This window comes from Comamonas sp. BIGb0152 (genome assembly GCF_024809975.1).
Taxonomy (GTDB): Bacteria; Pseudomonadota; Gammaproteobacteria; order Burkholderiales; family Burkholderiaceae_C; genus Comamonas.
On sequence record NZ_JANUDY010000003.1, the window covers coordinates 263,962 to 276,890 of the forward strand.

Below are 12,929 nucleotides of genomic sequence, written 5' to 3' on the forward strand. Positions count from 1 at the left end.
CTCGCGCATTAATCGCTTGTTAAGCTGCTCCGCCGACCATGGCGGGATGACATTCTTTGCCCGGTTTATCACCCCCTCTGGCAAGGCCGCAGCACAGCGCGACGCAGCCATTGCGCCCGCAGACGCGGCGGCGTTCCCTCCCCACCCGGATGGCCTGCCCTTCAGCGCCGACCTGGCCACCACCGCCCGCAACCCTGCGCGGCCTGTGTGGCAGTGGAGCCTGTTCATCAGCCTGTGGCTGGCCAGCGTCGGCAACCTCGCCTTGTGGAAGACCATTGCCCACACGGAGGGCTTGAGCAGCACCCAGCAGTGGACCTTGGGCCTGAGTCTGGGCCTGGCCATTGCCTGCGCCTGTTGGGCACTGTTGACCCTGCTGAGCTGGGGCCGCGCGGCCAAGCCCGTCCTGGTCGCCATGTGCTGGATTGCCGCCTTTGCGGCCTGCTTTATGCTGAACTACGGCATTGCCATCGATGCATCCATGCTGGTCAATGTGCTGCAGACCGATGCCCAGGAAGCGGCCGATCTGCTGCACTGGAGCCTGGTCGTCACCGTAGGCGCCATCGCCATCCCCCCTACCTGGTGGCTCTACCGCCAGGTGCTGCCCCAGCACAAGGGCTGGCGCCCGGTGCTGCGGCAGCTGGCCATGGTGCTCGTCGCCGTGCTGGCCCTGGTGCTGGTGGTGATGGCAGGGTTTCGGCCCATTTCATCGGCCATGCGCAACCACACCTCGCTGCGCTACATGATGAATCCGCTGTCCACCGTCTATGCCGCCGGCAACCTGGTGGCCCAGCAAATCCGCCACCGGGACACCACCCTGTACCCGATTGGCGAAGACGCCAAGCTGGGCGCCAGCTACGCGGCCCAAGCCAGCTTCCCCATCTATGCGCTGGTGGTGGGCGAGACCGGCCGCGCCGGCAACTTTGCCACCAATGGCTATGAGCTCGCCACCACACCGCTGCTGTCCGCCCGCCGGGATCTGGCCGTGGCCACCAATGCCTGGTCCTGCGGCACCAGCACCGCTGTGTCGCTGCCCTGCATGTTCTCCCACCTGGGGCGCAGCAGCCAGGACAGCAGCAAGTCCTATGAGAACCTGCTCGATGTCTTGCAGCGCGCCGGCCTGGCCGTTCTGTGGGTAGAGAACCAATCAGGCTGCAAAGGCGTTTGCGCCCGGGTACACAACGCCAACACCAAGGACGACCTGCCCGCCGCCGCGCGCCAGGCCCTGTGCCAGGAGGGCGAGTGTGTGGACATGGCCTTGCTCGAAGGCCTGGACGAGCGCATCAGCGCCCTGCCCGCCGAGCAGCGCAGCAAGGGCGTGGTGCTGGTGCTGCACCAGATGGGCAGCCACGGCCCGGCCTATTTCAAGCGCTCACTCAGCCAGGACAAAGCCTTCAGCCCCGAGTGCAACAGCGTCAACCTGCAGTCCTGCGACCGCGCATCCTTGGTCAACGCCTATGACAACAGCGTGGTCGCCACCGACCGCATGCTCGGCGGCCTGATCGACTGGCTGGCCCGCAAAGGCCAGCGCCAGCCCACGGCCATGATGTATGTGGCCGACCACGGCGAATCGCTGGGCGAGAACAACATCTACCTGCATGGCCTGCCCTACTCCGTCGCGCCCGATGTGCAAAAGCGCGTGCCCTGGATCACCTGGCTGTCGCCGGCCATGCAGCAGCGCATGGGCCTGAGCACCAGCTGCCTGCAGCAAGCGGTGGACACCGCCCGCATCAGCCACGACAACCTGTTCCATTCGGTGCTGGGCCTGACCGATGTGCAGACTGCGCTGCACCAGCCGGAGCTGGACATTTTTGCCAGCTGCAAGGGTCGCTCTGTGCCGCCGTTAGCGCTTGCCCCGGCTAGCCCGATGGCCCATGTAGCAGCGGCCTCCATCGCCACGTCGCCATCCTCGCCTTGGATAGCACCTGCCAGCAATGGCCGCAACCCGGCTAAGCGCGGCTAAAACAGGCTGCCCTGGCCAGGCTGCGGTGCTGCACTGGCAGTGCCCTGGCGGGCTGTCTGCACCTGCCGGGCCTGCCAGAGCGCAAAGCCGCGCCAGTCCATCTCGATCCGCTCGCGGCCATAGCCCAGCTGCGCGCAAGCCCGCCTAAAGCGCTGGCGCACCAGGTCAGCCCACAGCCCCTGGCCCTTCATGCGCGCAAAGGACTGGCTGTCATAGCTTTTGCCGCGCAGCCGGTCTGCCTCGCTGATCTGGTGCAGATCGCGCACCCGCTCCATCACCCGGGCTGCGCGCTGCGGGTAATGGGCCTGCAGCCACTGCTGGAACACGGCATTCAGCTCCCAAGGCAGGCGCAACACGGTGTAGAAGGCGGTGGTGGCACCGGCCTCGCGTGCGGCGGCCAGCACCTCTTCCATGTCTTCGGTCAAAAACGGAATATGCGGCGCCACACTCACCCCCACCGGAATGCCCGCCTCTGCCAGCCGGCGTATCGTGCGCAGCCGCCGGTGCGGTGCGGCCGCCCGGGGTTCGAGCAGGCGGGTGAGTTGCGGATCGAGGCTGGTGATGGTGATGTAGACGGCCGCCGCATTCTTGCGCGCCGCAGCGGCCAGCAGGTCGATATCGCGCTCCACCGCGCTGCTCTTGGTGATCAGCGAAAAAGGATGCTCGGCCTCGCACAGCACCTCGATCAGCTGCCGCGTCAGGCCCAGTTCACGCTCAATGGGTTGGTAGCAATCGGTGGCTGACCCGATATTGAGCGAGGCCCGCTGGTAGCGCGGGCGGCTGATTTCGGCCCTCAGCACCTGGGCAATATTGGTCTTGGCAAACAGCTGGGTTTCAAAATCGAGGCCTGGCGATAGGTTCAGGTAGCTGTGGTACGGCCGGGCATAGCAGTAGATGCATCCGTGCTCGCAACCCCGGTAAGGGTTGACCGAGTGATCGAAAAAGATGTCGGGCGAGTCGTTTTTCTGGATGGCGCTGCGCGCCCGCTCTTCGTGGACCTGCGTGGCCACACTCTGCGGCGCTTGCTGCCACCAAGCGGCATCCTCGGCATCCGCATCCTTGTGCGCAGCTGGGCTGCCACCCTCTAGCGCATCGGGCACCGCAGCGGTCCAGCCATCGTCGGCCCATTCCCGGGTATCGCTGGCAAAGCGGTGCTGGGGCGCACCCACAGCACCACGCCCCTTCAGCGCAGTCGGCATCGGGGCGCGCAGCGGCACTGGCTCGTCTGCCCCTTCTGCACAACGCTGCAGTGGCGGGCGCGCATCGGAGGCAGGCAAGACAGGTGCTGGCGGCAAAAAGTGCAGAGGTGAATGGCGCATGATAACTGTTTATAAATACAGTATATTCTGGCATTGTGCGCCCACCCAGGCCCGGCTGCAAGCGTGGAAAATCGCAGGGCTATTCGCACCCTTTTGGTGCGAAATGAGGCTTGGCCTACATTCAGGGATTACATACTCCGAAGGGAATTTTCATGTCTCGCAAACCCCAACTCATCCTGTCGTCCCTGGATGTGGACCGGCTGGAGGCGCTGCTGGAGGCCATGCCTGCCAGCGCCTTCCCCGGCAAGGCGGATCTGGAGGCGGAGATTGCCCGTGCCGATATCGTCGAGCCCGCAGATATTCCGCCGGATGTGGTGACGATGAACTCCACCGTCAACTTTGACATTGCCGAGTCGGGCAAGCAGTTCCAGCTGACCTTGGTCTACCCCAAGGACCTGGACGACAGCAGCAGCAAGATTTCGGTATTTGCGCCAGTGGGCAGCGCGCTGCTAGGCCTGTCGATTGGCGATGCGCTGGCCTGGCCATCGGTGGGCGGCAAGACGATGACCGTGAAAGTCACCGGCATCAGCTACCAACCCGAGCGGGCCGGCGACCTGCACCGCTGAGACGGCACCAAGCGCTTATTGACAGCGCTTATTTACAGCGCAAAACGGGCGCCGAGCAAGCTCACCAGCAAGCCCGCGCCCACCAGGCCCAGCTCCCAGCGGGCCACGGAGCGAATGCTGGGGGTGCGCGCTTCCACCCCCCGATAAAGTACACGGCCTGCCAACAGCGACAGCGCAAAGGCCAGACACATGCCCAGCCAGTTGAGCCAGGGCTGGGTGGGCCAGAGGTGCGAGACCACCGCGTTGCACAGCACCACGATGGAGAAGTGCACCAAAAACACCGAGTACGCCATCTGGCCCAGCGACTGCAGCCAACGCGCAGGCGCTTGGCGGCCCAGCCAGTCGGCCAGGCGGCTATCGGACGGCAGGCGCATCAGCCACAGCAACGCCACGGCACCGCACAGTGCCACCGCAATGCGCAGGCGGAAATCCAGCTCCAACGAGACAAGGCCAAGCGCCAGCAACAGCGCAGTCCAGGACCAGGGCTTGGCGCTTTGGCTGCCCCAATAGGCCAGCATGCCCATGCCATAGGCGCCGACAAAGTAGATAAACCACATGTCCAACTCGCTGTGGCGGTTGAACACCAAGAGCGACAAGGCGGTAAGCGCCATCACCACCAGCTGGCCGATCTGCAGACCCAGCCACTGGCGGGCCCAGCGGCGGCTGGCCGCAAACAGCAAGGTGACGGCGGCAAACAGCTGAAAATCAATGGCCACATACCAGACGCCTGCCGAAAGCGCGTCTTCCCCGCTGATGTCCTGCAGCATCAGTGCATTGGCGATCAATTGCTGCCAGGTAGGCTCGGCCGGTACGGAATCATGGGCAAACCAGGGCCGCACCAGCGCAGCGATGAGCACGGCCAGCAGCAGCGCGACCGAATACGGCGCCAACAGGCGCAGTGCGCGCTGGCCAATCTTGGACAAGGGGCTGCCAAAGCGGGCCAGGCCTTGCGGCGCCAGGCTGGCGGCCGACAGAAAGCCGCCCATGACCAGGAAAATCTGCACGGCAATGCGTGCATATTCCGTCAGCCAGGCAATGATGCCGGGGGTGGCTTGCGCGGCGACATCCGACATCGGGCCGTAGAAAGCCAGGTGGTGCCAGACGATGGCAGCACAGCAAGCCCCTTTGGTCATGTCCAGCCACAGATTTCGGTTGTTATGGGTTGTGGTGGTAGGCAAGATAGTCCCTGGCTGGCATGCGCCTTGGCCCTGGCACAAGCCCGGGCGGCGCAAACCCGCAATATTCTGACAAGGGATTGGCACCGCAGGCGGTGCCAATCCTTGTGTAACGCCTTGGTATCTGTAGACGTTGACGGGGCCGCCCGCCAGACCCGCCGAAATGCAGCGTCTTTACAGAGCGCGGGGCAGCAGCCCGGGCCATGGCAGCCGGGCATTTCAGCTTTTCCAGAAAAAACCGATAATTGCGCCCATGAAACAAGCCCAAACGCCGCTGCCCGAACTCACCCGCCAATTCGTGTCACATTTTGGCGAAATGGGCAGCCGCTGGGGCATCAACCGCACGGTGGGCCAGATCTACGCGCTGATCTTTCTCTCGCCCCAGCCCATCAATGCCGATGAGATTGCCGAGGGCCTGTCGTTCTCGCGCTCCAATGTCAGCATGGGCTTGAAGGAATTGCAGTCCTGGCGGCTGGTGCATATGCGCCACCAGCCCGGCGACCGGCGCGAATACTTCGAGGCACCGGCCGATGTCTGGGAGATCTTTCGCACCTTGGCCGAAGAACGCCGCCGCCGCGAGATCGAGCCTACCCAGTCGATGCTGCGCTCCGCCTTGCTGCAAGAAACCCATTCCACCGACGAGCAGTATGCCCAGCAACGCATGCAGGAGATGTACGAGCTGATCGACAAGCTGATGACCTGGTTTGACGATGTGCAGCGCCTTAACCCCGACACCGCCATGCAGCTGATGGGCATGGGCAGCGCCGTCACCCGGGTGCTGAGCCTCAAGGACCGGCTGACCGGCAAGATGCCCGCCAAAAAAGAAAACAACGACTGAGCCCCAGGCCCAGCTGGGTGTTACCGGCCGGCAACCATGGGTATCAAGGGGCGGCTGACTTGGCCGCGCTTTTCGGTGCCAGCACAATGCGCAGGCCTTGCTCCTGCACCTCCATGCGCTCCACCGTGTAGCCCAGGCCCTGCAGCAGCATGCGCTGGCTGGCGGGCAGCTCATACACCAGCAAGCCTTGCAGCACTTGTTCGGCCAAGCGTGGCGCATAGGTTTGGAACACCGGTTGGTAAGCCGTTGGCACGCCTTGCATCTGTAGCTGCTGCACGCGCACGTTGTGAAGCCGGATGCTGGCGTCCGCATCCTGGAAGGCCAGGCCAAAGTCCAGGGCCATCTGGCCCGGGTGTTCGTTGCCCATCAGCTTCTCAGTCACCCAGATATCGAAGGCAGCACGCAGGCTGTTGCTTTGTGCCAGCAGCTGCACGCTGGGTTTTTGCAGCTGGATCACCACCATGCCCTGCCAGGAGCGGGCCAGCGGAAACTTGGCCGCCACCGCCTGCTGCAGCTGCGCTTGGCTGATGCTGATGCTGCGCGCACCGGCCGGCAAACTGGCATCCGCCGCCTGGGCCAGGTTTGCCACACCGGCGCCGCAGGCCAACGCTGCTGCAGCCCAGGCCAGGCAGCGGCGGCGCTGCACCGGCGGGGCGGCTCCATCGGCAAAAATCAGATTGTCCATCGCATCACACCATCGTCGTTAAGCGCGGTTGGACAGCGGCCAGCGGGCAAAGTTCAGCCCTGTCCGATGGTGTTGGTATCTGCGCGTTACGCCGCTTGTGCGGCCACTGCGGCCACAGCGTCGCGGCGGGGGCCGCCAGCCAGCAGCGCATCGCGGGCCTCAAAGTACTCGCGCTTGAGCCGTGCCACCAGCTCGGCAGCGGGCACCACCTGCTTGATGGCGCCAATGCCTTGGCCACTGCCCCAGATGTCTTTCCAGGCCTTGCGCTCCTTGCCAAAGCTCATCGAGCTGGGGTCGGAGACGGGCAGGTTGTCCGGATCCATGCCCGCCGCGCGGATCGAGGGGCTCAGGTAGTTGCCATGCACGCCGGTGAACAGGTTGCTGTAGATGATGTCGTCCGAGTTGGAGCTGACAATCATCTGCTTGTACTCCTCCACCGCGCGTGCCTCGTCGGTGGCAATAAAGGCCGAACCGATATAGGCAAAATCGGCGCCCATGGCCTGCGCAGCCAACACGGCGCGGCCATGCGCAATGCTGCCCGACAAGGCCAGCGGGCCGTCAAACCATTCGCGGATTTCCTGCACCAGCGCAAACGGGCTCTTGATGCCTGCATGGCCACCGGCACCAGCGGCAACAGCAATCAGGCCATCAGCGCCTTTGTCGATGGCCTTGTGCGCAAAGCTGTTGTTGATGATGTCATGCATCACCACGCCACCCCAGCCATGGGCGGCCTGAAACACGTCTTCGCGCGCACCCAGCGAGGTGATCAAGATGGGCACCTTGTACTTCTCGCACAGCGCCATGTCATGCTCCAGGCGCTCATTGGTCCGGTGCACGATCTGGTTGATCGCAAAGGGCGCGGCGGGCTGGTCGGGGTGGGCCCGGTTGTGCGCCGCCAAGGTCTCGGTAATTTCAGCCAGCCAGTCATCGAGCTGCTCGGCAGGCCGGGCATTGAGTGCCGGCATGGAGCCGACGATGCCGGCCTTGCACTGCGCAATCAGCAGTTGCGGGTTGCTGACGATGAACAGCGGCGAACCAATGACCGGGAAAGGCACGTTCTGCAACGCGCCGGGAAGTTTGGACATACAAGGTCTCCTTCAAAGGGGTAAAGCCGTCTGCGCCAGGTGGGTGGCGCAGACTGCGGGTGCCTGTGCAACGGCACCCCTGGGCCTCAGCGGTGGCCTGCGCTCAGAAGCTGTCTTGCGGCAACGCCATCACCGAGGCGGCGCCATGCAGGATTTCTTCGCGCAATGCCGAGGTTTTTACCAAAATATGCGTGGCATAGAAATGCGCGGTTGTCACCTTGGCTTCGAGAAACGCCTGGTCGCCCGCGCCCAGGCTCAGCTGCTGCTCGGCCGCCAGCAAAGCCCGGCCCATTTGCCAGCCGGCCACCAGATTGCCAGCCAGCATCAGATAAGGCACGCTGCCCGCAAACACCTCGTTGGGCGCCGCCTTGCTGCCGGCCACCACAAAGGCGACCGCCGCCAAAAAATCCTGGCGGGCATGGGCCAAACGCTGCGCGAAGGCCTTCACCGCCTCCGAGCCACTGGCGGCCAGCGCCGCTTCGGTCGCCTCGATCTGGCTGGCAATGCCGCGTGCGGCCTGGCCACCATCACGCGCTGTCTTGCGCCCTACCAGGTCATTGGCCTGGATGGCCGTGGTGCCTTCGTAGATCGTCAGGATCTTGGCATCGCGGTAATGCTGGGCCGCGCCCGTTTCTTCGATAAAGCCCATGCCGCCGTGTACCTGCACGCCCAGGCTCGTGACCTCCTGGCTCATCTCGGTGCTGTAGCCCTTGATGAGTGGCACCATGAATTCGTAAAACGTTTGGTTGTCCTGGCGCACCTGGGCATCGGGGTGGGCATGGGCGGCATCAAAGGCCGCTGCTGCCGTCAGGGCCATCGCGCGGCAGCCTTGGGTGTAGGCGCGCATGGTCATCAGCATGCGGCGCACATCCGGGTGGTGGATGATGGTGGCACTGCCCGCCACGCTGCCATCGACCGGGCGGCTTTGCACGCGCTCCTTGGCAAAGGCGGCGGCCTGCTGGTAGGCCCGCTCGGCAATGGCCACGCCTTGTACGCCCACCGCATAGCGGGCGGCGTTCATCATGATGAACATGTACTCCAAACCGCGGTTCTCCTCGCCCACCAGAAAGCCAGTGGCGCCGCCGTGGTCGCCAAACTGCAGCACGCAGGTGGGCGATGCTTTGATGCCCAGCTTGTGCTCGATGCTCACGCAGTGCACATCATTGCGTGCGCCCAGCGCGCCATCGGCGGTGACCAGAAACTTGGGCACTACAAACAGGCTGATGCCCTTGACGCCTTCGGGCGCACCCGCCACCCGGGCCAGCACCAGGTGCACGATGTTCTCGGCCATGTCGTGCTCACCATAGGTGATAAAGATCTTGGTGCCAAAGACCTGGTAGCTGCCATCGCCCTGCCGTTCGGCCCGCGTACGCACCAGCGCCAGGTCAGATCCGGCCTGCGGCTCGGTCAGGTTCATGGTGCCAGTCCACTGGCCGGAGACCAGCTTGTCCAGGTAGATATTCTTCAGCTCATCGCTGCCAGCGGTGAGCAAGGCCTCAATGGCGCCATCGGTCAGCAAGGGGCAGAGCGCAAAGCTCATGTTGGCGCTGTTGAGCATCTCGACACAGGCCGCGCCAATGGTCTTGGGCAGGCCCTGGCCACCGGCATCCACCGGGTGCTGCAGGCCCTGCCAGCCGCCTTGCACGTACTGCGCAAAGGCTTCTTTGAATCCCGCCGTCGTGCGGACCTGGCCGTCCTTCCAGCTAGAGGGCTGCAGATCGCCCACGACATTCAGCGGCGCCACCACCTCTTCGTTAAAGCGCGCGCACTCTTCCAAAACGGCCTGTGCCGTGTCCAGCCCGGATTCTTCAAACCCGGGGATCTGTGCCACCTGGTCGATGCGGGCCAGGTGCTCCATCGCAAACAGCAGGTCCTTGACAGGTGCCTTGTAGCTCATCGTTGTCTCCTCGTCTTATCGTCTTGTCATTGCGTGTGGTTGGGGATGCGCCGCGCATAAAAAAAGGCATCCCCCAAGGGATGCCTTTTAGATGCGTTTGACGACCACCACGCTAGCCATCACATCCAACGTCAGCGGGATGCTGTTGCGGCGTGGGGTGGTTGCGGGCACGTTTTTACAGCTTGCTGGCCATCTCAGGCACGGCCTCAAACAGATCGGCCACCAGGCCATAGTCGGCCACGCTGAAGATCGGCGCTTCTTCGTCCTTGTTGATCGCCACGATCACCTTGGAGTCCTTCATACCCGCCAAATGCTGGATGGCGCCCGAGATGCCGGCGGCCACATACAGCTGGGGCGCGACGATCTTGCCCGTCTGGCCCACTTGCAGGTCGTTGGGCGCGTAGCCCGCGTCCACCGCAGCGCGGCTCGCGCCAATGGCGGCGCCCAGCTTGTCGGCCAGCGGGGTGATGACTTCGTTGAACTTCTCGGCGCTGCCCAGCGCGCGGCCACCGGAGACGATGATCTTGGCGGCCGTCAGCTCGGGGCGGTCGTTCTTGGTCACTTCGCGGCCCACAAAGCTGCTTTTGCCGCTGTCTGCGGCGGCGGCGATGCTTTCGACGGCGGCCGAGCCACCGGTGGTAGCAGCGGCATCAAAGCCGGTGCCGCGCACGGTGATGACCTTGGTGGCGTCGATCGATTGCACGGTGGCAATGGCGTTGCCCGCGTAGATGGGGCGCTCGAAGGTGTCGGCGCTGACCACCTTGGTGATGTCGCTGATCTGGGCGACGTCGAGCTTGGCTGCTACGCGCGGGGCCACGTTTTTGCCCGATGCCGTGGCTGGCGCCAGGATGTGGCTGTAGTTGCCAGCGATGGCCAGCACTTGCGCGGCCAGGTTCTCGGCCAGGCCATCTTTGAGCGAGGGGCCTTCGGCGAGGATGACTTTGGCAACGCCTGCGATCTGGGCTGCGGCCTGGGCTGCAGCTGCTGCGCCTTCACCGGCGACCAGCACATGCACATCACCACCGCAAGCCAGGGCTGCGGTGACGGTGTTGAGCGTGGCGGTCTTGATGCTTTGGTTGTCGTGTTCTGCAATAACGAGAGCGGTCATTTTGGTATTCCTTTTAAGCAGCTGCGTTAGATGACTTTGGCTTCGTTCTTGAGCTTGTCGATCAAGGTGGCCACATCGGGCACCTTCACGCCTGCGCCGCGCTTGGCGGGCTCTTGCACCTTCAAGGTCTTCAGGCGCGGGCTCACGTCCACACCCAGGTCCTCTGGCTTGACGGTGTCGAGCTGCTTTTTCTTGGCCTTCATGATGTTGGGCAAGGTGACGTAGCGCGGCTCGTTGAGGCGCAGGTCGGTGGTGATAACGGCGGGCATGGACAGCTGCAGGGTCTCCAGACCACCGTCCACTTCGCGCGTGACGCTGACTTTGTCGCCAGCGACTTCGACCTTGGAGGCGAAGGTGGCCTGGGGCAGGTCGGCTAGCGCGGCCAGCATCTGGCCGGTCTGGTTGGCGTCGTCGTCAATGGCTTGCTTGCCGCAGATCACCAGACCTGGTTGCTCTTTGTCGACCAGGGCTTTCAAGAGCTTGGCCACGGCCAGGGGCTGCAGCTCTTCGGCGGTTTCGACCAGGATGGCGCGGTCGGCGCCAATGGCCATTGCGGTGCGCAGGGTTTCCTGGCACTGGGTCACGCCGCAGCTCACGGCGATGATCTCGGTGACGATGCCCTTTTCCTTCAAACGCACGGCCTCTTCCACCGCGATCTCGTCGAAGGGGTTCATCGACATCTTCACGTTGGCAATGTCCACTCCCGAGCCATCGCTCTTGACGCGCACCTTGACGTTGTAGTCCACCACGCGTTTGACGGGTACCAGTACTTTCATAAACCTCGACTCCTGAGTTGTTCAATAGGTTTGCGCCAGCAGCGGCGCGTTGGCGCGGCCACTCAGCCATGGGCATGGATCAAGCCATCATCGCACAAAAAACAGCACGACCGTGCTTTTTTGTGTCCGAGCGGCTTATGCCGCCTGATTATCGGCGCATCCCCGCGCACCAGCCTCTATTTTCCGCACAAGTTGGCGGTTCATCAGCCCTGGCTGGCAGGTATTGCACCACCGCTATTGTTCTGGATATGCAAAACACGTTGCGGGAACGGAATGTCGATCTTGGCAGCGCGCAGCCCTTCCAGCACGGCAATGTTCACCGCCGACTTCACATTGGCCTGGCCATTCATCGGATCGTTGATAAAGAAGCTCAGGCTGAACTCCAGCCCATCGGCAGCAAAATTCACCAAAAAGACCGAGGGCTCGGGCTTTTGCAGCACCCGGTCCTGCGCCAGCGCGGCGTTCTTCAAGACCTCGCGCACCTGCGCGATATCGCTGTCTGCGCCCACGACGATCTGGGTGGTCAGGTTGAACTTCTGGTCGGCGTCGGTGAGGTTTTCCACCCGCTGGGTGATCAAGGTCTCGTTGGGCACGATGGACTCGCGGCCATTGGATGCGCGAATCACGGTGTAGCGCGTGCGGATGTCGGTGATGCGGCCTTCAAAGCCGTCGACGCGCACGTTGTCGCCAATGCGCAAGGCGCGCTCGATCAGCACCAAAAATCCGCTGACATAGTTGGAGGCGATCTTCTGCATGCCAAAGCCCAGGCCGACACCAAAGGCCCCGCCCAGCACGGACAGCGCCGTCAGATCGACCCCCACCAACGACAGCGCCACCAGCAAGCCAATGGTGATCAGCAGCATGCGCGTCAGGTTGACGGCCATCTTGCGCATCGACAAGTCCTTGACCAGGTCGTCGATCACGCGCTGCTCGAAGGTGGTTGAAATCCAGAGCACCACCAGCATCACCATGCCGACCGATATCGCCCCCTGGAACAGCTCCAGCACCGATATCGAGGTCTTGCCAAAGGCGAACTGCACACTGTCGAGCTGGGCCATCACCTGCGGCAGCACGCCCAGGATGCCCAGCACCGCCACGCCCCAGGCCAGCCACGAGAAAATCCGCTCGACCAGGCGCACCAAGGTGGAGTTGGGAAAGGTCTTGGCCAGTACCCGGGCCACCAGGCGGATCACCGCGAGCGACAGCAAAATCTGCACTGCCAGCCGCAGCAAAAACACCGGCTGGTAGTGCTCCACCACCATGCGGGCAGCGGCCGTCAGCAGCAATGCCAGCAAGGGGAACAGCGCCCCGCCCCAGGCCGTTTTGCCAAACCATACCGAGGGCTTGCCATCATCGCGGTGGCGGTAGAAGCTGCGCGTGAGCAGCCAGGCCAGGCCAATGCAAATCACCAAAACAGCCAGCTCCTGCAAGGTGCTCGACTGCTCAAAGTCCTGTATCAAACGATCAAAGATATCCATGCGCCGGTCTCATTGGGTCAAAAAAAGCACAGGCCTGAGCAT

11 protein-coding genes are annotated in these 12,929 nt (G+C 63.5%); 3 read left to right on the forward strand and 8 right to left on the reverse strand.

From position 1 onward, the window contains the following. Positions 1-46: 46 nt before the first annotated feature. Complete coding sequence (locus M2375_RS08120) at positions 47-1,960, forward strand: phosphoethanolamine transferase (protein WP_259165093.1); 1,914 nt, start codon at positions 47-49, stop codon at positions 1,958-1,960. Here M2375_RS08120 and M2375_RS08125 read toward each other — a convergent pair. Further along, entirely contained in the window at positions 1,957-3,159 is a 1,203-nt protein-coding gene (locus M2375_RS08125; protein WP_259165344.1) for a PA0069 family radical SAM protein, read from the reverse strand. The genes M2375_RS08120 and M2375_RS08125 overlap by 4 nt on opposite strands. A gap of 272 nt (positions 3,160-3,431) precedes the next feature. Between M2375_RS08125 and rnk the strand changes: the two genes are divergently transcribed. Beyond that, positions 3,432-3,845 (forward strand): nucleoside diphosphate kinase regulator, encoded by a 414-nt coding sequence (rnk, locus tag M2375_RS08130; protein WP_259165094.1) that lies wholly within the window; start codon positions 3,432-3,434, stop codon positions 3,843-3,845. A 32-nt stretch (positions 3,846-3,877) separates the two neighbouring features. Here rnk and M2375_RS08135 read toward each other — a convergent pair whose 3' ends face one another. Beyond that, the gene (locus M2375_RS08135; RefSeq protein WP_404979290.1) at positions 3,878-5,023 is read right to left on the reverse strand and encodes an acyltransferase family protein; all 1,146 of its coding nucleotides are present in this window, start codon (positions 5,021-5,023) and stop codon (positions 3,878-3,880) included. Between the two features lie 250 nt (positions 5,024-5,273). Between M2375_RS08135 and M2375_RS08140 the strand changes: the two genes are divergently transcribed. Next, on the forward strand, positions 5,274-5,858 hold the full coding sequence (locus M2375_RS08140; RefSeq protein ID WP_259165096.1) for a GbsR/MarR family transcriptional regulator: 585 nt from the start codon (positions 5,274-5,276) through the stop codon (positions 5,856-5,858). A gap of 43 nt (positions 5,859-5,901) precedes the next feature. Here the strand turns inward: M2375_RS08140 and M2375_RS08145 are convergent, their stop codons facing one another. The 6 genes from M2375_RS08145 to M2375_RS08170 form a co-directional block, all read right to left on the reverse strand. Further along, on the reverse strand, positions 5,902-6,543 hold the full coding sequence (locus M2375_RS08145) for a hypothetical protein (RefSeq protein ID WP_259165097.1): 642 nt from the start codon (positions 6,541-6,543) through the stop codon (positions 5,902-5,904). A gap of 86 nt (positions 6,544-6,629) precedes the next feature. Continuing rightward, positions 6,630-7,628 carry a nitronate monooxygenase family protein gene (locus M2375_RS08150; RefSeq protein ID WP_259165098.1) on the reverse strand — a complete coding sequence of 333 codons (999 nt, stop codon included), beginning with the start codon at positions 7,626-7,628 and terminating at the stop codon, positions 6,630-6,632. 103 nt (positions 7,629-7,731) lie between these two features. Next, positions 7,732-9,525 carry an acyl-CoA dehydrogenase gene (locus tag M2375_RS08155; protein ID WP_259165099.1) on the reverse strand — a complete coding sequence of 598 codons (1,794 nt, stop codon included), beginning with the start codon at positions 9,523-9,525 and terminating at the stop codon, positions 7,732-7,734. Positions 9,526-9,700: 175 nt separating this feature from the next. Beyond that, positions 9,701-10,633, reverse strand: coding sequence for an electron transfer flavoprotein subunit alpha/FixB family protein (locus tag M2375_RS08160; protein ID WP_259165101.1), 933 nt, complete (start codon positions 10,631-10,633; stop codon positions 9,701-9,703). A gap of 26 nt (positions 10,634-10,659) precedes the next feature. Continuing rightward, positions 10,660-11,409 carry an electron transfer flavoprotein subunit beta/FixA family protein gene (locus tag M2375_RS08165; RefSeq protein ID WP_259165102.1) on the reverse strand — a complete coding sequence of 250 codons (750 nt, stop codon included), beginning with the start codon at positions 11,407-11,409 and terminating at the stop codon, positions 10,660-10,662. A 203-nt stretch (positions 11,410-11,612) separates the two neighbouring features. Continuing rightward, the gene (locus M2375_RS08170; protein WP_259165103.1) at positions 11,613-12,887 is read right to left on the reverse strand and encodes a mechanosensitive ion channel family protein; all 1,275 of its coding nucleotides are present in this window, start codon (positions 12,885-12,887) and stop codon (positions 11,613-11,615) included. Between the last annotated feature and the right edge of the window lie 42 nt (positions 12,888-12,929).